The organism is Sporosarcina sp. P12(2017), from assembly GCF_002743035.1.
Lineage (GTDB): Bacteria > Bacillota > Bacilli > Bacillales_A > Planococcaceae > Sporosarcina > Sporosarcina ureae.
This window is the reverse complement of sequence record NZ_PDYL01000004.1, coordinates 108,971-127,074: the sequence shown is the minus strand read 5'-3', so window position 1 is coordinate 127,074 and position 18,104 is coordinate 108,971. Positions and strand designations below refer to the sequence as shown.

31 protein-coding genes are annotated in these 18,104 nt (G+C 42.4%); all 31 read left to right on the top strand.

The features are described 5' to 3' along the window. The first annotated feature begins 47 nt into the window (after window positions 1–47). The 31 genes from fusA to rplQ all read left to right on the top strand — a co-directional run bounded on the left by fusA (window position 48) and on the right by rplQ (window position 17,954). Complete coding sequence (fusA, locus tag CSV80_RS04640) at window positions 48–2,126, top strand: elongation factor G (protein ID WP_099669933.1); 2,079 nt, start codon at window positions 48–50, stop codon at window positions 2,124–2,126. A gap of 118 nt (window positions 2,127–2,244) precedes the next feature. After that, window positions 2,245–3,432 carry an elongation factor Tu gene (gene tuf, locus CSV80_RS04635; protein ID WP_029053279.1) on the top strand — a complete coding sequence of 396 codons (1,188 nt, stop codon included), beginning with the start codon at window positions 2,245–2,247 and terminating at the stop codon, window positions 3,430–3,432. Window positions 3,433–3,794: 362 nt separating this feature from the next. Continuing rightward, window positions 3,795–4,103, top strand: a complete 309-nt coding sequence (gene rpsJ / locus CSV80_RS04630) for a 30S ribosomal protein S10 (RefSeq protein WP_029053278.1) — start codon at window positions 3,795–3,797, stop codon at window positions 4,101–4,103. A 37-nt stretch (window positions 4,104–4,140) separates the two neighbouring features. Next, on the top strand, window positions 4,141–4,770 hold the full coding sequence (rplC, locus tag CSV80_RS04625) for a 50S ribosomal protein L3 (RefSeq protein ID WP_029053277.1): 630 nt from the start codon (window positions 4,141–4,143) through the stop codon (window positions 4,768–4,770). 25 nt (window positions 4,771–4,795) lie between these two features. Continuing rightward, a complete protein-coding gene (rplD, locus tag CSV80_RS04620) occupies window positions 4,796–5,419 on the top strand; it encodes a 50S ribosomal protein L4 (protein ID WP_099669932.1) in 624 nt (207 codons plus the stop codon). Beyond that, complete coding sequence (rplW, locus tag CSV80_RS04615) at window positions 5,419–5,706, top strand: 50S ribosomal protein L23 (RefSeq protein WP_029053275.1); 288 nt, start codon at window positions 5,419–5,421, stop codon at window positions 5,704–5,706. The genes rplD and rplW overlap by 1 nt, the downstream gene beginning before the upstream one ends. Before the next feature lie 33 nt (window positions 5,707–5,739). Then, window positions 5,740–6,570: a 50S ribosomal protein L2 gene (gene rplB / locus CSV80_RS04610; RefSeq protein ID WP_029053274.1), complete on the top strand. Its 831-nt coding sequence runs from the start codon at window positions 5,740–5,742 to the stop codon at window positions 6,568–6,570. A gap of 60 nt (window positions 6,571–6,630) precedes the next feature. After that, window positions 6,631–6,909 carry a 30S ribosomal protein S19 gene (gene rpsS, locus CSV80_RS04605; protein WP_029053273.1) on the top strand — a complete coding sequence of 93 codons (279 nt, stop codon included), beginning with the start codon at window positions 6,631–6,633 and terminating at the stop codon, window positions 6,907–6,909. A gap of 20 nt (window positions 6,910–6,929) precedes the next feature. Next, complete coding sequence (rplV, locus tag CSV80_RS04600; protein WP_037561627.1) at window positions 6,930–7,274, top strand: 50S ribosomal protein L22; 345 nt, start codon at window positions 6,930–6,932, stop codon at window positions 7,272–7,274. A gap of 3 nt (window positions 7,275–7,277) precedes the next feature. Then, a complete protein-coding gene (gene rpsC, locus CSV80_RS04595; RefSeq protein ID WP_029053271.1) occupies window positions 7,278–7,940 on the top strand; it encodes a 30S ribosomal protein S3 in 663 nt (220 codons plus the stop codon). A 1-nt stretch (window position 7,941) separates the two neighbouring features. After that, on the top strand, window positions 7,942–8,376 hold the full coding sequence (gene rplP / locus CSV80_RS04590; RefSeq protein ID WP_029053270.1) for a 50S ribosomal protein L16: 435 nt from the start codon (window positions 7,942–7,944) through the stop codon (window positions 8,374–8,376). Further along, window positions 8,366–8,566, top strand: a complete 201-nt coding sequence (gene rpmC / locus CSV80_RS04585; protein ID WP_025783856.1) for a 50S ribosomal protein L29 — start codon at window positions 8,366–8,368, stop codon at window positions 8,564–8,566. The genes rplP and rpmC overlap by 11 nt, the downstream gene beginning before the upstream one ends. Before the next feature lie 17 nt (window positions 8,567–8,583). After that, a complete protein-coding gene (gene rpsQ / locus CSV80_RS04580; RefSeq protein ID WP_029053269.1) occupies window positions 8,584–8,847 on the top strand; it encodes a 30S ribosomal protein S17 in 264 nt (87 codons plus the stop codon). A gap of 38 nt (window positions 8,848–8,885) precedes the next feature. Next, the gene (rplN, locus tag CSV80_RS04575) at window positions 8,886–9,254 is read left to right on the top strand and encodes a 50S ribosomal protein L14 (RefSeq protein ID WP_029053268.1); all 369 of its coding nucleotides are present in this window, start codon (window positions 8,886–8,888) and stop codon (window positions 9,252–9,254) included. Between the two features lie 35 nt (window positions 9,255–9,289). Then, the gene (gene rplX / locus CSV80_RS04570; RefSeq protein WP_029053267.1) at window positions 9,290–9,601 is read left to right on the top strand and encodes a 50S ribosomal protein L24; all 312 of its coding nucleotides are present in this window, start codon (window positions 9,290–9,292) and stop codon (window positions 9,599–9,601) included. Window positions 9,602–9,627: 26 nt separating this feature from the next. Then, window positions 9,628–10,167: a 50S ribosomal protein L5 gene (gene rplE, locus CSV80_RS04565; protein ID WP_029053266.1), complete on the top strand. Its 540-nt coding sequence runs from the start codon at window positions 9,628–9,630 to the stop codon at window positions 10,165–10,167. 20 nt (window positions 10,168–10,187) lie between these two features. After that, on the top strand, window positions 10,188–10,373 hold the full coding sequence (locus CSV80_RS04560) for a type Z 30S ribosomal protein S14 (RefSeq protein WP_008298870.1): 186 nt from the start codon (window positions 10,188–10,190) through the stop codon (window positions 10,371–10,373). Window positions 10,374–10,403: 30 nt separating this feature from the next. Next, window positions 10,404–10,802, top strand: coding sequence for a 30S ribosomal protein S8 (gene rpsH / locus CSV80_RS04555; RefSeq protein WP_029053265.1), 399 nt, complete (start codon window positions 10,404–10,406; stop codon window positions 10,800–10,802). 30 nt (window positions 10,803–10,832) lie between these two features. Then, the gene (gene rplF / locus CSV80_RS04550; RefSeq protein ID WP_099669931.1) at window positions 10,833–11,372 is read left to right on the top strand and encodes a 50S ribosomal protein L6; all 540 of its coding nucleotides are present in this window, start codon (window positions 10,833–10,835) and stop codon (window positions 11,370–11,372) included. A gap of 33 nt (window positions 11,373–11,405) precedes the next feature. Then, window positions 11,406–11,768 carry a 50S ribosomal protein L18 gene (gene rplR, locus CSV80_RS04545; RefSeq protein ID WP_029053263.1) on the top strand — a complete coding sequence of 121 codons (363 nt, stop codon included), beginning with the start codon at window positions 11,406–11,408 and terminating at the stop codon, window positions 11,766–11,768. Between the two features lie 22 nt (window positions 11,769–11,790). After that, window positions 11,791–12,291, top strand: a complete 501-nt coding sequence (gene rpsE / locus CSV80_RS04540; RefSeq protein ID WP_029053262.1) for a 30S ribosomal protein S5 — start codon at window positions 11,791–11,793, stop codon at window positions 12,289–12,291. Window positions 12,292–12,304: 13 nt separating this feature from the next. Next, window positions 12,305–12,487, top strand: a complete 183-nt coding sequence (gene rpmD / locus CSV80_RS04535) for a 50S ribosomal protein L30 (protein ID WP_029053261.1) — start codon at window positions 12,305–12,307, stop codon at window positions 12,485–12,487. Between the two features lie 32 nt (window positions 12,488–12,519). Then, window positions 12,520–12,960 carry a 50S ribosomal protein L15 gene (gene rplO, locus CSV80_RS04530; protein ID WP_099669930.1) on the top strand — a complete coding sequence of 147 codons (441 nt, stop codon included), beginning with the start codon at window positions 12,520–12,522 and terminating at the stop codon, window positions 12,958–12,960. Next, window positions 12,960–14,252, top strand: coding sequence for a preprotein translocase subunit SecY (secY, locus tag CSV80_RS04525; protein ID WP_029053259.1), 1,293 nt, complete (start codon window positions 12,960–12,962; stop codon window positions 14,250–14,252). The genes rplO and secY overlap by 1 nt, the downstream gene beginning before the upstream one ends. A gap of 46 nt (window positions 14,253–14,298) precedes the next feature. Beyond that, on the top strand, window positions 14,299–14,952 hold the full coding sequence (locus tag CSV80_RS04520) for an adenylate kinase (protein WP_029053258.1): 654 nt from the start codon (window positions 14,299–14,301) through the stop codon (window positions 14,950–14,952). Window positions 14,953–15,297: 345 nt separating this feature from the next. Next, window positions 15,298–15,516, top strand: a complete 219-nt coding sequence (infA, locus tag CSV80_RS04515) for a translation initiation factor IF-1 (protein WP_029053257.1) — start codon at window positions 15,298–15,300, stop codon at window positions 15,514–15,516. Window positions 15,517–15,555: 39 nt separating this feature from the next. Next, entirely contained in the window at window positions 15,556–15,669 is a 114-nt protein-coding gene (gene rpmJ, locus CSV80_RS04510; RefSeq protein ID WP_076758849.1) for a 50S ribosomal protein L36, read from the top strand. A 24-nt stretch (window positions 15,670–15,693) separates the two neighbouring features. Then, window positions 15,694–16,059, top strand: a complete 366-nt coding sequence (gene rpsM, locus CSV80_RS04505; protein WP_085132003.1) for a 30S ribosomal protein S13 — start codon at window positions 15,694–15,696, stop codon at window positions 16,057–16,059. Between the two features lie 26 nt (window positions 16,060–16,085). Further along, entirely contained in the window at window positions 16,086–16,475 is a 390-nt protein-coding gene (gene rpsK / locus CSV80_RS04500; RefSeq protein WP_009499031.1) for a 30S ribosomal protein S11, read from the top strand. A gap of 123 nt (window positions 16,476–16,598) precedes the next feature. Continuing rightward, window positions 16,599–17,543 (top strand): DNA-directed RNA polymerase subunit alpha, encoded by a 945-nt coding sequence (locus CSV80_RS04495; protein WP_029053255.1) that lies wholly within the window; start codon window positions 16,599–16,601, stop codon window positions 17,541–17,543. Window positions 17,544–17,573: 30 nt separating this feature from the next. Then, entirely contained in the window at window positions 17,574–17,954 is a 381-nt protein-coding gene (gene rplQ / locus CSV80_RS04490) for a 50S ribosomal protein L17 (RefSeq protein ID WP_029053254.1), read from the top strand. The last annotated feature ends 150 nt before the right edge of the window (window positions 17,955–18,104 follow it).

Here is an 18,104-nt window from a genome sequence, read left to right as displayed (position 1 = left end):
GGTCGGATAAACAATAGCAGTAATCCGAAACGGAAGGAGATTACAAAATGGCTAGAGAGTTCTCACTAGAGAATACTCGTAACATTGGTATCATGGCTCACATTGACGCTGGTAAGACAACGACAACAGAGCGGATCCTTTTTTACACAGGTAAAATCCACAAGATTGGTGAAACGCACGAAGGTGCATCACAAATGGACTGGATGGAGCAAGAGCAAGAACGCGGAATTACGATTACTTCTGCTGCTACAACAGCAGCATGGAAAGGTCACCGCGTAAACATCATCGATACACCTGGACACGTAGACTTCACAGTTGAAGTTGAACGTTCACTTCGTGTATTGGATGGTGCTGTAGCAGTACTTGATGCACAATCAGGGGTTGAACCACAAACAGAGACAGTTTGGCGCCAGGCGACAAACTACAAAGTACCACGTCTCGTATTCGTAAACAAAATGGATAAGACAGGTGCTGATTTCCTTTATTCAGTAGGAACACTACGTGAACGCCTACAAGCGAATGCACACCCTATTCAATTGCCGATTGGTGCGGAAGATAACTTCTCAGGAATTATCGACTTAATCGAAATGAAGGCAACTATGTATCCAAACGATCTAGGAACAGATATTACAGTGGAAGAAATTCCTGCGGAACATCTTGAACTAGCTAATAAATACCGTGAGAGCCTAATTGAAGCTATTGTAGATTTCGATGAAGATCTTATGGAAAAATATCTTGGCGGCGAAGAGCTTACAACAGAAGAAATTACAACAGCTATTCGTAAAGCTACGTTGGCAGTCGAATTCTACCCTGTTGTTTGTGGTACTGCTTTCAAAAACAAAGGTGTACAACTAGTGCTAGATGCGGTAGTAGACTACTTACCATCACCACTTGATGTACCACCAATGATGGGCTTTAACCCCGAAACTGAAGAAGATGAAGTGCGTGAGTCAACTGATGAAGCACCATTCTCCGCTTTAGCATTTAAAGTTATGACGGATCCTTACGTAGGGAAGCTTACATTCTTCCGTATCTATTCAGGAATTCTTCAAGCGGGTTCTTATGTAACAAACTCTACAAAAGGCAAGCGTGAACGCGTAGGACGTATCCTACAAATGCACGCAAATAGCCGTGAAGAGATTTCTGAAGTACACGCGGGTGAAATCGCTGCTGCTGTTGGTTTGAAAGATACAACTACTGGAGATACATTATGTGATGAGAAACAATTGATCATTCTTGAATCAATGGAATTCCCTGAGCCGGTTATCTCTGTAGCAATTGAACCGAAAACAAAAGCGGACCAAGATAAAATGGGACAAGCGCTTGGTAAGTTACAAGAAGAAGACCCAACATTCCGTGCACATACAGATCAAGAAACAGGAGAAGTAATCATCGCGGGTATGGGTGAACTTCACTTGGATATTATCGTCGACCGTCTACGTCGTGAATTTAAAGTGGAAGCAAACGTGGGTGCACCACAAGTTTCTTACCGCGAAACATTCCGTCAGTCAGCTGAAGTCGAAGGTAAATTCGTTCGTCAATCAGGTGGACGTGGACAGTTTGGTCACGTATGGATCGAATTTGGTCCAAACGAAGAAGGAAAAGGTTTCGAATTCGTGAATAATATTGTTGGTGGATCTGTTCCTCGTGAATACATCCCTGCAGTAGAAGCAGGAGTTCGTGATTCATTAGATAACGGTATTTTGGCTGGATATCCTTTAATCGATGTCAAAGCGCGTCTATTTGACGGATCTTACCATGATGTTGACTCCAACGAGATGGCATTTAAGGTCGCTGCGTCAATGGCATTGAAAAACGCGGCATCTAAATGTAATCCTGTAATTCTTGAACCGACAATGAGAGTAGAAGTTATCATTCCGGAAGAATACATGGGCGATATCATGGGTGACATTACATCACGCCGTGGCCGTGTAGAAGGTATGGAAGCTCGTGGTAACGCACAAGTAGTGCGTGCGATGGTTCCGCTTGCTGAAATGTTCGGTTATGCAACGTCTCTACGTTCAAACACTCAAGGACGAGGAGTGTTCTCAATGGTGTTCGATCACTATGAAGAACTTCCAAAATCTATCGCTGAAGAAGTAATCAAGAAAAACAAAGGTGAATAATACAGTTCATCCTTGTTTCCTATAAATAATACTTGTAAGATATGGATAGTCGAAGGTGCGCTTTCGGCTTCCATACTAAAAAAACTAAACTTGTTCAAATTAAGGGAGGACCTCTAAAATGGCTAAAGAAAAATTCGACCGCTCCAAGGAGCACGCAAACGTAGGAACAATTGGTCACGTTGACCATGGTAAAACAACTTTGACTGCTGCAATCGCAACAGTTCTTTCTAAAGCACAAGGTGGAGAAGCAAAGTCATACGCTGACGTTGATAACGCACCTGAAGAAAAAGAGCGTGGAATTACAATCAGTACTTCACACGTAGAGTACGAAACTGACAAGCGTCACTACGCACACGTTGACTGCCCAGGTCACGCTGACTACGTTAAAAACATGATCACTGGTGCTGCACAAATGGACGGCGGAATCTTAGTAGTATCTGCTGCTGATGGCCCGATGCCACAAACTCGTGAGCACATCCTTCTTTCACGTCAAGTAGGTGTTCCTTACCTAGTTGTCTTCATGAACAAATGTGACATGGTAGATGACGAAGAACTACTTGAATTAGTAGAGATGGAAATCCGCGAACTTCTTTCTGAGTATGACTTCCCTGGTGATGATATTCCAGTAATCAAAGGTTCAGCTCTTAAAGCTCTTGAAGGCGAGCCTGAGTGGGAAGAAAAAATCATCGAACTTATGCAAGCTGTAGATGACTATATCCCAACTCCAACACGCGATACTGAAAAACCATTCATGATGCCAGTTGAGGACGTATTCTCAATCACAGGCCGTGGTACAGTAGCAACAGGACGTGTTGAGCGTGGAGTAGTTAAAGTCGGAGATGTTGTTGACATCATCGGTCTTGCTGAAGAACCAAAATCTACAACTGTAACAGGTGTAGAGATGTTCCGTAAGCTTCTTGACTATGCAGAAGCTGGCGATAACATCGGAGCTCTTCTTCGTGGTGTAGCTCGTGAAGATATCGAGCGTGGACAAGTTCTTGCTAAGCCAGGTACAATCACTCCACACACTCAGTTCAAATCTGAAGTTTATGTTCTATCAAAAGAAGAAGGTGGACGTCACACTCCATTCTTCTCAAACTACCGTCCTCAGTTCTACTTCCGTACAACTGACGTAACAGGTATCATTCAACTTCCTGAAGGCGTAGAAATGGTTATGCCTGGGGATAACGTTGAAATGACAGTTGAACTTATTTCTCCTATCGCGATTGAAGAAGGTACTAAATTCTCAATCCGTGAAGGTGGACGTACAGTTGGAGCTGGCGTTGTAGCAACAATCACAAAATAATTTGTTTGGATCCCGCCCTTGAGGCGGGATTTTTTGTTTTTCGCGAGACTAAAGTTAACGACATATATCGAAAAGTGTTTTAAACCGTTTTATAGGGAACTGTGAACAAGATTCTATAAGTGGACTTCAAATCACGTGCAAATCGCGAGGAAAGGTGGTAGGATAGTAAACGGATTAAAAGTTAAACTAATTTCTTCAAAAGGGTTGCACAATCCTCTTATATTATGTATAATGTTGAATGTTGGTCTTTGACTGCGATGAAGCGAGAGGTTACCGATACACCCGGCCGCTTTGCCATGGCGCGTGTAAGGAAAATTTTCGTGGAGAATTGTCTATAAAATAGGCGAAAGGGAGGGAAAGTAATGGCAAAACAAAAGATTCGTATTAGATTAAAAGCTTACGATCACAGAATGATCGATCAGTCAGCTGAAAAGATTGTTGAAACGGCTAAACGTTCTGGAGCTAGTGTTTCAGGTCCAATTCCGTTGCCAACTGAAAGATCAGTTTACACGGTATTGCGTTCTGTTCACGTATATAAAGATTCACGTGAGCAATTTGAAATGCGTACACACAAACGTTTAATTGATATCGTGAATCCAACGCCACAAACGGTGGATGCACTTATGAAGCTTGATTTACCATCAGGCGTCGACATCGAAATTAAACTATAAAACATAAAATCAAACAATATTACAGGAGGTGTGACTAATGACCAAAGGAATCTTAGGAAGAAAAGTCGGAATGACGCAAGTATTTGCTGAAAACGGCGATCTAATCCCAGTAACAGTGATTGAAGCTGCTCCAAACGTTGTTCTTCAAAAGAAGACAATAGAAACAGACGGCTACGAGTCAATCCAACTAGGATTTGATGATAAACGTGAAAAGCTTTCAAACAAGCCTGAACAAGGCCACGTAGCAAAAGCTAACACTGCACCTAAGCGCTTCATTCGCGAAGTTCGCGGAGCTGACGTTAGTGCATACGAAGTTGGTCAGGAAGTCAAAGTCGATACATTCGCAGAAGGCGAAGTAGTAGACATTACAGGAGTTTCAAAAGGTAAAGGATTCCAAGGTGTTATTAAGCGCCACGGTTACTCACGTGGACCAATGACTCACGGATCACGTTTCCATCGCGCGCCAGGTTCACTTGGAGCAGTCGATGCACAACGCGTATTCAAAGGAAAAAAACTACCTGGACGTACTGGTGGCAAAACAGTAACGATCCAAAACGTTGAAATCGTTCGAGTTGACGCTGAGCGCAACTTGTTATTAGTAAAAGGTAACGTTCCTGGAGCTCGTAAATCACTTGTACAAGTGAAAAGTGCTATCAAAGGAAACTGAGTAAAACAGAAAGGAGGAAACAGGAATGCCTAAAGTATCTGTAGTAAGTCAAACAGGTTCTGCTGTCGGCGACATCGAACTAAACGATGCGATTTTTGGAATCGAGCCGAATGAAGCAGTATTATTCGAAGCAATTGTTCAACAACAAGCCTCTTTACGCCAAGGTAACCATAAGGTTAAAACTCGCGCGGAAGTAGCAGGCGGCGGTCGTAAACCGTGGCGTCAAAAGGGTACAGGTCGTGCTCGTCAAGGTTCAATCAGATCACCACAATGGCGTGGAGGCGGTATCGTATTCGGTCCATCACCACGTAGTTACAGCTATAAAATGCCTAAGAAAGTTCGACGTTTAGCACTTCTATCCGCTCTTTCTACGAAAGTAGCAGCTGAAGAACTAATCGTTCTAGAAAACTTAGCATTTGATGCACCAAAAACAAAAGGCTTTGTTAAAGTGCTTGAAGACCTTTCAATCACTAAGAAAGCATTATTTGTTACAGCTGATCTAGAAGAATCGGTAGCATTGTCTGCTAGTAATATTCCAGGAATCAGCGTCATTTCAGCCAATGGTATTAATGTTCTTGACCTAGTCGGACATGACCAGCTAGTTATGACAAAAGCAGCAATAGAAAAAGTCGAGGAGGTGCTTGGTTAATGGAAGCACGTGATATTCTGAAACGTCCGGTCATTACCGAGCGTTCTTCTGAACAAATGGAAGACTTAAGGAAATATACATTCGAAGTTGATACACGCGCGAACAAAACGCATGTGAAACAAGCTATTGAAGAAATCTTCGGTGTTAAAGTTGAAAAAGTTAACGTTATGAACTACAAAGGTAAGTTCAAGCGTATGGGGAAACATGCTGGTTATACAAACAAACGCCGTAAGGCAATTGTTACATTAACTACTGATTCCAAAGATATCGAACTTTTTGAAATGTAATTAACTCATACTAAATGAAGGAGGGAACACAAAATGGCGATTAAGAAGTACAAAGCTACCTCCAACGGACGTCGTAACATGACTTCTTCTGACTTTGCTGAGATTACAGCTAGCAAACCAGAAAAATCATTGCTTGCACCAGTAAAGCGTAAAGGCGGACGTAACAACCAAGGTAGAATGACAGTTCGTCACCAAGGTGGAGGACATAAGCGCCAATACCGTGTCATCGATTTCCAACGTCGGAAAGACGGCATTCCAGGACGCGTTGCTACGATCGAATATGATCCAAACCGTTCAGCAAACATCGCATTAATCAACTATGCAGATGGTGAAAAGAAATACATCCTTGCTCCTAAAGGATTGACAGTAGGTTCCACAATCATCTCAGGACCTGAAGCGGACATCCGTGTAGGAAATGCTCTACCATTAGAGAACATCCCTATGGGTTCTACGATTCACAATATTGAAATGAAACCAGGCAAAGGCGGACAATTAGTTCGTTCAGCAGGAACTTCAGCTCAATTACTAGGACGCGAAGGCAAATACGTCATCATTCGTCTACAATCAGGAGAAGTTCGTATGATTCTTGCTACTTGCCGTGCTACAATCGGTCAAGTTGGTAACGAGCAACACGAATTGATCAACATTGGTAAAGCAGGTCGTTCACGTTGGTTAGGCAAACGTCCAACTGTTCGTGGATCTGTAATGAACCCTAACGATCACCCACACGGTGGTGGTGAAGGACGTACACCAATCGGTCGTCCAAGTCCTGTTACTCCTTGGGGTAAACCAACTCTTGGATTCAAGACACGCACGAAGAACAATAAATCAGATAAACTTATCGTTCGTCGTCGTAAAAAATAATGTTATTGCACTGCGGTTCAGTAGATGGACCGTAGTACATACTCGGAAGGAGGTTCCAGAATGGGCCGCAGCTTGAAAAAAGGACCTTTTGCAGATGACCATTTACTAAAAAAGGTTGACGCACAAAAAAACTCAGAAAAGAAACAGGTTATTAAAACATGGTCACGCCGTTCAACAATCTTCCCGACTTTCATCGGATTAACGATTGCAGTATATGATGGGCGTAAACACGTTCCTGTTTATGTAACGGAAGATATGGTAGGTCACAAACTAGGTGAATTCGTACCTACACGCACATACAGAGGCCATGGTGCCGACGATAAGAAAACAAAACGCTAATTTGAGAGGAGGTTATCCTGATGCAACAAGCTAAAGCATCTGTACGCACAGTCCGTATTGCTTCTCGCAAAGTTCGTTTGGTCGTTGATCTTATTCGCGGCAAGAATATAGGTGAAGCTATGGCTATTCTACGACTTACGCCTAAAGCGGCATCTCCAGTCGTGGAAAAATTATTGAAATCAGCAATTGCAAACGCTGAACATAACTACGAAATGGATACTGAGAACTTAATCGTCAGTGAAGTATTCGTAGATGAAGGACCAACAATGAAACGTTTCCGTCCACGCGCACAAGGTCGTGCAAGTGCGATTAACAAACGTACAAGCCACATCACATTAGTGGTATCTGAAAAGAAGGAGGGGTAATTAGTGGGCCAAAAAGTACATCCTAATGGACTCCGTGTAGGCGTCATCCGTGACTGGGACTCAAAATGGTACGCGGAAAAAGACTATGCGTCCTTACTACATGAAGACTTAAAGATCCGTGAATACATTGAAAAGCGTCTTATCGAAGCATCAGTTTCAAAAGTTGAAATTGAGCGTGCTGCTAAGCGTGTTAATATTACAATCCACACTGCAAAGCCAGGTATGGTTATCGGTAAAGGTGGTTCCGAAGTAGAAACACTTCGTAAGCAACTTAACGAAATCACAGGCAAGCGTGTACACATCAACATCGTAGAAATCAAACGCGCTGATTTGGATGCGAGATTAGTCGCAGAATCAATCGCTCGTCAATTAGAAAGTCGTGTATCATTCCGTCGTGCACAGAAACAAGCAATTCAACGTACTATTCGTTCTGGCGCAAAAGGAATTAAAACACAAGTGTCTGGTCGTCTCGGCGGTGCTGATATCGCTCGTGCAGAACACTACAGTGAAGGAACTGTCCCTCTTCATACATTACGTGCAGATATAGATTATGCACATGCTGAAGCTGATACTACTTATGGTAAGCTTGGCGTAAAGGTATGGATTTATCGTGGTGAAGTCCTTCCAGTAAAAGTTAAGAAGAACTCTGGGGAAGGAGGCAAATAATATGTTAATGCCTAAACGTGTAAAACATCGTCGTGTATTCCGTGGGAAAATGCGTGGTGAAACAAAAGGTGGCGCTACAGTTCAATTTGGTGAGTATGGTCTTCAAGCTCTAGAAGCAAGTTGGATCACAAACCGTCAGATTGAATCTGCTCGTATTGCTATGACTCGTTACATGAAACGTGGCGGTAAAGTATGGATCAATATTTTCCCGCACAAACCATATACTAAAAAGCCTCTAGAAGTCCGGATGGGTTCCGGTAAAGGTGCTGTAGAAGGCTGGGTTGCAGTTGTGAAACCTGGTAGAGTAATGTTCGAAATTGCAGGTGTTTCAGAAGAGGTTGCTCGTGAGGCACTTAGACTTGCATCGCACAAACTTCCTGTAACAAGCAAGTTTGTAAAACGACAAGAAATTGGTGGTGAGTCTAATGAAAGCTAATGAAATTCGTGACTTAACAACTGCAGAGATCGAGCAAAAAGTGAAATCACTTAAAGAAGAGCTTTTCAACCTTCGCTTCCAGTTAGCGACAGGTCAATTAGAAAACACTGCACGCATCCGTGAAGTACGCAAATCGATTGCGCGCATGAAAACTGTAATACGACAAAGAGAAATCAGTGCAAATAACTGATGAAGGAGGTTGCAGCCATGACTGAGCGTAACCAGCGCAAAGTATACACAGGCCGTGTGGTTTCCGATAAAATGGATAAAACCGTAACGGTAATGGTAGAAACATACAAAAAACATTCTTTATACGGTAAGCGTGTAAAGTACTCTAAGAAACTTAAAGTTCATGATGAGCTAAACGAAGCGAAAATCGGCGATGTTGTTCGTATTATGGAAACTCGTCCATTATCGGCAACTAAGCGTTTCCGTCTTCTAGAAGTCGTTGAAAAAGCGATCATCATCTAATAGGTTTTTAACCCAGATTTCGGAAGGAGGTAACCTCGATGATTCAACAGGAAAGTAGAATGAAAGTTGCTGACAACTCTGGTGCACGCGAAGTACTAACAATTAAAGTACTAGGCGGATCAGGTCGTAAAGTAGCTAACATCGGTGACGTAGTTGTTGTTACGGTTAAGAAGGCAACACCAGGTGGCGTTGTTAAGAAGGGTGACGTCGTTAAAGCCGTCATTGTTCGTACGAAAAGTGGTGTTCGTCGTAAAGACGGTTCATACATTACATTCGATGAGAATGCTTGCGTTATTATTCGTGATGATAAAGGGCCACGTGGAACACGTATTTTCGGACCAGTTGCTCGCGAACTACGCGACAGTAACTTCATGAAAATTATTTCACTTGCTCCAGAAGTTCTTTAATTCTAATGACAGAGCCAGTCAAGGAGGTGCGATAAATGCACGTTAAAAAAGGCGACAAAGTAATGGTGATCTCTGGGAAAGATAAAGGTAAAACAGGTGTGATCCTAACTGCTTATCCGAAAAAAGACCGTGTGCTTGTTGAAGGTATTAATATCGTCAAAAAACACACAAAGCCGAACCAAGAAAATCCACAGGGCGGAATTGTAAGCCAAGAGTCTACAATTCATGTCTCAAACGTGATGGTAATCGATCCTAAAACAGGCGAGCCGACTCGTGTAGGTTATAAAATGGAAGACGGTAAAAAAGTACGTATTGCAAAAAAATCCGGTGAATCACTGGATAAGTAAGTATTGCATGAAGGGAGGTCCGACTGATGAGTCGTTTGAAAGAGAAGTTTTCTAAAGAAATCACACCTGCTCTAATGAGCAAGTTTGAATATACATCTGTTATGCAGGTTCCTAAAGTAGACAAAATCGTTATCAACATGGGTGTTGGTGATGCTGTCCAAAATACAAAAGCACTTGATGCAGCTGTAGAGGATCTTGCAACTATTTCAGGTCAAAAACCAGTCATTACTAAAGCGAAAAAATCTATCGCAGGATTCCGTTTACGTGAAGGTATGCCGATCGGAGCAAAAGTAACGCTTCGCGGTGAGCGCATGTATGAGTTTCTCGATAAATTAGTTTCAATCTCATTACCACGTGTACGTGACTTCCGTGGCGTTTCTAAAAAAGCGTTTGACGGTCGCGGTAACTATACTCTTGGTGTGAAAGAGCAACTTATTTTCCCTGAAATTGACTTCGATAAAGTATCAAAAGTACGAGGGATGGATATCGTCATCGTGACGACAGCTAACACTGATGAAGAAGCACGTGAGTTGCTTGCACAGTGTGGCATGCCATTCCAAAAGTAAAATAATAGGGAGGCGAAAACGTGGCTAAGAAATCTATGATCGCTAAACAGAAACGTACGCCAAAGTACAAAGTACAAGAATATACACGCTGCGAACGTTGTGGTCGTCCACATTCAGTATATCGCAAATTTAAACTTTGCCGTATTTGTTTCCGCGAACTTGCATACAAGGGACAACTTCCTGGCGTTAAAAAAGCCAGCTGGTAAACCCCTAATTAGGGAAGGAGGTTAATTCAAATGACAATGAGTGATCCGATTGCAGATATGCTTACACGCATCCGTAATGCGAACATGGTTCGCCACGAGAAGCTTGAGGTACCTGCTTCAAACGTAAAGAAAGAAATCGCCGAGATCTTAAAACGAGAAGGTTTCGTTCGTGATGTGGAATACGTGGAAGATAACAAACAAGGCATCATCCGCATTTTCCTAAAATACGGTCAGGATAACGAACGCGTTATCAATGGCTTAAAACGTATTTCTAAACCAGGACTTCGTGTATATGCTAAATCAAACGAAGTACCTAAAGTACTTAACGGCTTAGGTGTTGCACTAGTTTCTACATCAAACGGTGTATTAACAGACAAAGAAGCCCGCGCTAAACAAGTCGGCGGAGAAGTCGTCGCTTACGTTTGGTAATTAGCTACAATTGAATGGAGGTGCAATAGAATGTCCCGTATTGGTAATCGTCAGATCGAAGTTCCTGAAAGTGTTACTGTAACAATTTCAGATGCAAACTTCGCTACTGTTAAAGGTCCGAAAGGTGAACTTTCGAGACAATTAGATAAAGAAATTACGATCACTCAAGAAGGCAATGTAATTACATTTACTCGTCCTTCTGAATCAAAAGCTCACCGTTCAATTCACGGTACTACACGCTCTGTTCTTAACAACATGGTAGTGGGAGTATCTACAGGATTTGAACGCACACTTGAATTGGTTGGGGTTGGATACCGTGCTTCTATGCAAGGGAAGAAACTTGTATTGAACGTAGGTTACTCACACCCAGTAGAGTTCACACCAGAAGAAGGTGTAGAAGTTGAAGTTCCAGCGAACACGAAAGTAATCGTTCGCGGATACAACAAAGAACACGTAGGTGCTCTTGCTTCTAACATCCGTCAAGTACGTCCGCCAGAGCCGTATAAAGGCAAAGGTATTCGTTATGAAGGCGAAATCGTTCGTCGTAAAGAAGGTAAAACAGGTAAATAATACCGCTTGAGGTATTTGGAAGGAGTGACTCCGATGATCACGAAACAAGATAAAAACGCTGTCCGTAAAAAGCGTCACGCACGTGTGCGTACGAAAATCAGCGGAACTGCAGAGCGTCCACGTCTAAACGTCTACCGTTCAAACAAACACATCTATGCACAATTGATTGATGATTTGAATGGCGTAACAATCGTTAGCGCTTCTACAAGAGATAACGATGTTGAGGCTGGATCTACTGGTAACACTGAATCTGCAGCTAAAGTCGGCGAGCTTATTGCAAAGAAAGCTGTTGAAAAAGACGTTAAAGCGGTTGTATTCGACCGCGGCGGATATCTTTTCCACGGCCGTGTAAAAGCATTAGCTGACGCTGCACGCGAAAATGGTCTGGAATTTTAATTAAGAGGGAGGGACATATTTCATGCGTCGTAATGATCAGAACAAAAGTGAGTTTGAAGAACGCGTAGTAACGATCAACCGCGTTGCGAAAGTTGTAAAAGGTGGACGTCGTTTCCGCTTCACTGCACTTGTCGTAGTCGGAGATAAAAATGGTCGTGTCGGTTTTGGTACTGGTAAAGCACAAGAAGTTCCAGATGCAATCCGTAAAGCAATTGAAGATGCGAAGAAAAACTTGATTGTAGTGCCAATGGTCAAAGGTACAACTCCACATGAAGTAATCGGACGCTTTGGTGCAGGACAAATCCTCATCAAGCCAGCTGCTCCGGGTACTGGTGTTATCGCAGGTGGACCTGTCCGTGCGGTACTTGAACTTGCAGGCGTCACGGATATACTTTCTAAATCTCTTGGATCAAGCACACCGATCAACATGGTACGTGCAACAATCGAAGGGTTGCAGAATTTGAAACGCGCAGAAGACATTGCCAAATTGCGTGGTAAATCCGTAGAAGAACTGTTAGGTTAAGGGGGGAAATACAATGACGAACAAACTTGAAGTCACCCTTACGAAAAGTGTTATTGGTTCAAAGCCAACACAGCGTAAAACAATTGAAGCACTAGGCCTTCGAAAGTTAAATCAAACAGTTGAGCATCAAAGCAACGATGCCATCCGTGGTATGATTACAAAAGTTAGCCACTTGGTAACCGTTAAAGAAATTTAAGTACTATTTTACAATAAGGAGGTGCCGATAAGATGAAATTACATGAGCTAAAACCAGCTGAGGGATCTCGCAGAAACCGCAAACGTGTTGGTCGTGGGATTGGATCTGGAACAGGTAAGACTTCTGGTAGAGGTCATGACGGCCAAAACGCTCGTTCAGGCGGCGGTGTACGTCTTGGTTTCGAAGGTGGACAAATTCCTCTTTTCCAACGACTTCCTAAGCGCGGGTTCACGAACATCAATCGTAAAGATTATGCCATCGTTAACCTCGACACATTAAATCGTTTCGAAGAAGGCACGGAAGTAACGCCGGAATTGCTAATTGAAACTGGTGTTATAAGCAACGCTAAATCTGGTATCAAGATTCTGGGTAACGGAACACTTGATAAGAAGATCACAGTACGTGCTAACAAATTCTCCGCTTCTGCAAAAGAAGCAATTGAAAAAGCAGGCGGGCAAACAGAGGTGGTATAATGTTTCAGACAATCTCTAATTTCATGCGTGTGAAGGAGATCCGGTCTAAAATAATTTTCACCCTCCTAGTGCTCATCGTTTTTAGACTAGGGACATTTGTTCCGGTTCCAAACGTTGATGCAACTGCTTTACAACAATCAGATAACCAGTTTATCGGATTCTTGAACACATTTGGTGGAGGAGCACTATCCAACTTCTCGATCTTTGCAATGGGGATTATGCCGTATATCACGGCATCCATCATTGTACAACTCTTGCAGATGGATGTTGTTCCAAAGTTTACTGAGTGGTCAAAACAAGGTGACGTCGGAAGACGTAAACTTGCACAATTCACAAGATATTTCACGATCGTTCTGGCCTTTATTCAAGCACTTGCCATGTCGTTTGGTTTCAACCAAACATTTGGCGGTACACTGATTCAAGACAATAGCGTATCTACGTATATCACAATTGCGATTGTGTTGACTGCCGGTACTGCTTTCCTTCTATGGCTTGGTGAACAAATTACTGCAAAAGGTGTTGGAAATGGTATTTCCATCATTATCTTTGCGGGGATTGTTGCCGGCATTCCAAATGCTGTTAACCAGTTGTATGTAACGCAAATTCAAGACGCTGGAGATGCACTATTTATTAGAATTGCAACGATGGTCTTACTGCTGATCGTGATCGTAGCCATTGTGGTCGGGGTTATTTACTTCCAAGAAGCATTGAGGAAAATTCCGATTCAATATGCGAAACGTGTCTCAGGACGCAATCAGTCTGTTGCAAGTCAACAAACACACTTACCTTTGAAATTAAATGCTGCAGGAGTTATCCCGGTAATCTTTGCGGTGGCATTCTTTATAACGCCACAACAAATCGCTCCATTTTTCGGTGAGAACAGTGTAACTAAAACTATTATTCGGATCTTCGATTATACGAATCCGATTGGTATGATTTTGTATGTAACACTTATTATCGCGTTTACGTATTTCTATGCATTCATTCAAGTGAATCCAGAAAATATGGCAGACAATCTGAAAAAACAAGGTGCATACATTCCAGGAATTCGTCCAGGAGCAAACACTCAAAAGTACTTAACAAGTACTCTGTATAGACTGACGTTCGTCGGCTCGATTTTCCTTGCTGTCGTAGCGGTTATGCCGATCTTCTTCATCAACTTGGCGAATTTACCTCAATCCGCTCAAATCGGCGGAACGAGCTTGCTCATCGTAGTAGGGGTTGCCCTTGAATCAATGAAGCAATTAGAATCACAATTAGTGAAGAGACATTACAGAGGCTTTATGAAATAAAAAGCAATAGCCTGACCTATTGTAAACAAATGGAGGGCAAGGACGTATGAATATCGTATTAATGGGTCTGCCTGGTGCTGGTAAAGGCACACAAGCAGACAAAATTGTCGAGAAATACGGAATCCCTCATATTTCTACAGGCGATATGTTCCGTGCTGCCATCAAAGATGGCACGGAACTTGGAGTTAAAGCAAAATCGTTCATGGATCAAGGAGCATTAGTTCCTGATGAAGTTACCATTGGTATCGTGCGTGAACGTTTAAGCAAACCGGATTGTGACAAAGGATTCTTGCTTGATGGTTTCCCTAGAACGGTCCCACAAGCTGAAGCATTAGATGCTTTGCTTGAGGATTTAGGAAAAAGCATTGAGTACGTATTGGATATCGAAGTCGATACGGAAGAATTAGTGGCAAGGTTATCTGGCCGTCGAATTTGTAAAGTATGTGGCACATCGTATCACTTGATCTTCAACCCGCCAAAGGTAGAAGATGTGTGTGATAAAGATGGCGGCGAACTTTACCAACGTGCAGATGACAATCCGGATACTGTCATGAATCGTCTGGAAGTAAATATGAATCAGACAGCTCCTTTACTCGACTTTTATGGCGAAAAAGGTGTACTGACTAAAATTAATGGCCAACAGGATATTAATCTTGTATTCAAGGACTTAGATGCAGTTTTGCAACAAGGTAAAAAGTAATCAATCCTTTTCGGGCACATCTTCTTCATTGTTCGGAAGGTAATGGATGAAATCGAACTGCAAAAGCATTAGGTTCCTGTTATAAGATCAATGAGAGTTTATCATTAATTCCTTGGTAGTTCCGACATGCATTCTATTGCCAATGGCAGTATAATATATAATTGGCACTGCAACGAGGGCAATAAAGGATCTCATTCGTGATTTATGCGAAACAGCGAAATGTGGCAGACGTCTTTCGAACATCACTCATGCTAACTGGACATATGTTGAAGGAAGCCTTTTGAAGGCAACTGATGCCGCTCGATGGTGAAAGCCTTTATTGGATATAGAAGGGAGACAGGATTGATGGCGAAGGACGACGTAATTGAGGTAGAAGGAACTGTTCTTGAAACGTTGCCGAATGCGATGTTTAAAGTGGAGTTAGAAAACGGACATACTGTGCTTGCACACGTGTCAGGTAAAATTCGTATGCACTTTATTCGTATTCTGCCAGGCGACAAGGTGACATTAGAACTTTCACCTTACGATTTAACACGTGGTCGTATCACATACCGTTTCAAATAAACTTTTGCACTCCCGAAATACTGAAGGAGGTTGGGTAAGATGAAAGTAAGACCATCTGTAAAACCGATCTGCGAAAAATGTAAAGTTATTCGTAGACGCGGCCGAGTAATGGTAATCTGTGAAAATCCAAAGCACAAACAAAGACAAGGCTAAAACACAAGGAGGTGCACAACTTATATGGCACGTATTGCTGGTGTAGACGTTCCGCGCGATAAGCGCGTTGTCATTTCATTGACATATATATTTGGTATTGGTAAAACAACTGCACAATCAATTTTAACTGCAGCTGATGTTTCTCAAGAAACTCGCGTTCGTGATTTAACTGACGCTGAGCTTGATAAGATTCGTGAACAAATTGACGGCTTGAAAGTAGAAGGAGATCTTCGTCGTGAAACTTCTCTAAACATCAAGCGTTTGATGGAAATCGGTAGTAACCGTGGTATCCGTCACCGTCGTGGATTGCCTGTTCGTGGACAAAACACGAAAAACAATGCACGTACGCGTAAGGGTCCTAAACGCACAATGGCTAACAAGAAAAAATAATTAGGTAAAGGAGGGTTCTTTCCAACATGGCACGTAAACAACAAACTCGTAAACGTCGTGTAAAAAAGAATATTGAGACTGGTATTGCACATATCCGTTCAACGTTCAATAACACTATCGTAACTATCACGGATAGCCACGGTAATGCACTTTCATGGTCTAGCGCTGGTGCACTTGGCTTTAGAGGTTCCCGTAAATCCACTCCGTTTGCTGCACAAATGGCTGCTGAAACTGCAGCGAAAACAGCAATGGAACACGGTTTAAAATCATTGGAAGTAACAGTTAAAGGCCCAGGTGCTGGTCGTGAAGCGGCTATCCGTTCACTGCAAGCTGCTGGTCTTGAAGTTACTGCAATCAGAGACGTAACTCCGGTTCCGCATAATGGTTGTCGCCCGCCAAAACGTCGTCGCGTATAATCGGTTTGAATCTATTGGATTAAGAAAGACATTTTTTGTTAATACTGTTGAAATAGACTATCTATTATCAGTGAATTCAATAAGGTTAAACCATTATAGAGACGTTTTGAGGAGGGTAAATTAATGATCGAGATTGAGAAACCAAAGATTGAAACAGTAACGATCGGTGAAGATTCACAGTTCGGTAAGTTTATTATCGAACCATTAGAGCGTGGATATGGAAACACCTTAGGGAATTCCTTGCGCCGCATTCTCTTGTCTTCATTACCAGGAGCTGCTGTGACATCTATTCAAATCGATGGTGTACTTCATGAATTCGCTACAATTGAAGGTGTCGTCGAAGACGTATCTACAGTTATTTTGAATGTGAAGAAACTAGCTCTCAAAATTTACTCAGACGATGAGAAAGTTATTGAGATCGATGTGAAAGGTGAAGGCGTCGTGACGGCTGCAGACATCACACATGATAGTGATGTTGAAGTATTAAATCCAGATCTCCCGATTGCTACTCTCGGTAAAAATGGACATTTACGTATGCGTATGTATGCTGTACGTGGGCGCGGATATGTTCCTTCCGATCAAAACAAACGTGAGGATCTAGCGATTGGTGTAATTCCAATCGACTCGATTTACACTCCTGTATCACGCGTTAACTTCCAAGTCGAAAACACCCGCGTCGGACAAAGTACCAACTTTGATAAGTTGACACTCGATGTATGGACAGATGGAAGCATTGGTCCTAAAGAGGCAGTATCACTTGGAGCTAAAATTCTTACAGAGCATTTGAATATATTCGTTGGTATGACTGACGAAGCACAAACTGCAGAAATCATGGTAGAAAAAGAAGAAGACCAAAAAGAAAAAGTTTTGGAAATGACGATTGAAGAACTTGATCTTTCTGTCCGATCTTATAACTGCTTGAAGCGTGCAGGCATCAACACGGTTTTAGAGCTTGCTAACAAGTCTGAAGACGAAATGATGAAAGTGCGAAACTTAGGCCGTAAATCACTTGAAGAAGTGAAAGCTAAATTGGATGAGCTAAACCTTGAGTTACGCTCTGAAGAATAACTGACATATATTGAAGGAGGGTAACTTCAAATGGGATACAGAAAACTTGGACGCACAAGTTCACAACGTAAAGCAATGCTTCGCGACTTAACGACAGATCTTATCATTCATGAGCGCATCCAAACAACTGAAACACGTGCGAAAGAATTACGTAAAGTAGTTGAAAAGATGATCACTCTTGGAAAACGTGGAGATCTTCATGCACGTCGTCAAGCGGCTGAATATATCCGTCGTGAAAAGGTAACTGTTGAAAACGGAGAAGGCGAAGAAGCAACAGTGTTTGCACTTCAAAAACTTTTTGATACAGTAGCACCACGTTATGCAGATCGCCAAGGCGGTTATACACGTATAATGAAAATGGGACCTCGCCGTGGCGATGGCGCACCAGTAGTTATTATCGAACTGGTGTAATTCCAACACTTCGAGGGTGTGTCTGTCACGCACAGCACACCCTCTTATTACAAGTACGAGATTTATACGACATAAAAGCTGAGTGTTATGATCCGCGAGTAATCGACTGGTCTAGCTCTACGTACCTCATCTGAGATGTCGGCATGAGCA

Coding starts and splice junctions, on each gene's coding strand:
- rplB (WP_029053274.1), top strand. CDS start 5,740: ATGGCGATTAAGAAGTACAAAGCTACCTCCAACGGACGTCGTAACATG.
- rplE (WP_029053266.1), top strand. CDS start 9,628: ATGAGTCGTTTGAAAGAGAAGTTTTCTAAAGAAATCACACCTGCTCTA.
- CSV80_RS04520 (WP_029053258.1), top strand. CDS start 14,299: ATGAATATCGTATTAATGGGTCTGCCTGGTGCTGGTAAAGGCACACAA.
- rpsQ (WP_029053269.1), top strand. CDS start 8,584: ATGACTGAGCGTAACCAGCGCAAAGTATACACAGGCCGTGTGGTTTCC.
- rplC (WP_029053277.1), top strand. CDS start 4,141: ATGACCAAAGGAATCTTAGGAAGAAAAGTCGGAATGACGCAAGTATTT.
- rplN (WP_029053268.1), top strand. CDS start 8,886: ATGATTCAACAGGAAAGTAGAATGAAAGTTGCTGACAACTCTGGTGCA.
- secY (WP_029053259.1), top strand. CDS start 12,960: ATGTTTCAGACAATCTCTAATTTCATGCGTGTGAAGGAGATCCGGTCT.
- rpmC (WP_025783856.1), top strand. CDS start 8,366: ATGAAAGCTAATGAAATTCGTGACTTAACAACTGCAGAGATCGAGCAA.
- infA (WP_029053257.1), top strand. CDS start 15,298: ATGGCGAAGGACGACGTAATTGAGGTAGAAGGAACTGTTCTTGAAACG.
- CSV80_RS04495 (WP_029053255.1), top strand. CDS start 16,599: ATGATCGAGATTGAGAAACCAAAGATTGAAACAGTAACGATCGGTGAA.
- rplF (WP_099669931.1), top strand. CDS start 10,833: ATGTCCCGTATTGGTAATCGTCAGATCGAAGTTCCTGAAAGTGTTACT.
- rpsM (WP_085132003.1), top strand. CDS start 15,694: ATGGCACGTATTGCTGGTGTAGACGTTCCGCGCGATAAGCGCGTTGTC.
- rpsJ (WP_029053278.1), top strand. CDS start 3,795: ATGGCAAAACAAAAGATTCGTATTAGATTAAAAGCTTACGATCACAGA.
- rplX (WP_029053267.1), top strand. CDS start 9,290: ATGCACGTTAAAAAAGGCGACAAAGTAATGGTGATCTCTGGGAAAGAT.
- rpsH (WP_029053265.1), top strand. CDS start 10,404: ATGACAATGAGTGATCCGATTGCAGATATGCTTACACGCATCCGTAAT.
- rplO (WP_099669930.1), top strand. CDS start 12,520: ATGAAATTACATGAGCTAAAACCAGCTGAGGGATCTCGCAGAAACCGC.
- rplQ (WP_029053254.1), top strand. CDS start 17,574: ATGGGATACAGAAAACTTGGACGCACAAGTTCACAACGTAAAGCAATG.
- rplP (WP_029053270.1), top strand. CDS start 7,942: ATGTTAATGCCTAAACGTGTAAAACATCGTCGTGTATTCCGTGGGAAA.
- fusA (WP_099669933.1), top strand. CDS start 48: ATGGCTAGAGAGTTCTCACTAGAGAATACTCGTAACATTGGTATCATG.
- rplV (WP_037561627.1), top strand. CDS start 6,930: ATGCAACAAGCTAAAGCATCTGTACGCACAGTCCGTATTGCTTCTCGC.
- rpsK (WP_009499031.1), top strand. CDS start 16,086: ATGGCACGTAAACAACAAACTCGTAAACGTCGTGTAAAAAAGAATATT.
- rpmD (WP_029053261.1), top strand. CDS start 12,305: ATGACGAACAAACTTGAAGTCACCCTTACGAAAAGTGTTATTGGTTCA.
- rplR (WP_029053263.1), top strand. CDS start 11,406: ATGATCACGAAACAAGATAAAAACGCTGTCCGTAAAAAGCGTCACGCA.
- rpmJ (WP_076758849.1), top strand. CDS start 15,556: ATGAAAGTAAGACCATCTGTAAAACCGATCTGCGAAAAATGTAAAGTT.
- rplD (WP_099669932.1), top strand. CDS start 4,796: ATGCCTAAAGTATCTGTAGTAAGTCAAACAGGTTCTGCTGTCGGCGAC.
- tuf (WP_029053279.1), top strand. CDS start 2,245: ATGGCTAAAGAAAAATTCGACCGCTCCAAGGAGCACGCAAACGTAGGA.
- rpsS (WP_029053273.1), top strand. CDS start 6,631: ATGGGCCGCAGCTTGAAAAAAGGACCTTTTGCAGATGACCATTTACTA.
- rpsE (WP_029053262.1), top strand. CDS start 11,791: ATGCGTCGTAATGATCAGAACAAAAGTGAGTTTGAAGAACGCGTAGTA.
- rplW (WP_029053275.1), top strand. CDS start 5,419: ATGGAAGCACGTGATATTCTGAAACGTCCGGTCATTACCGAGCGTTCT.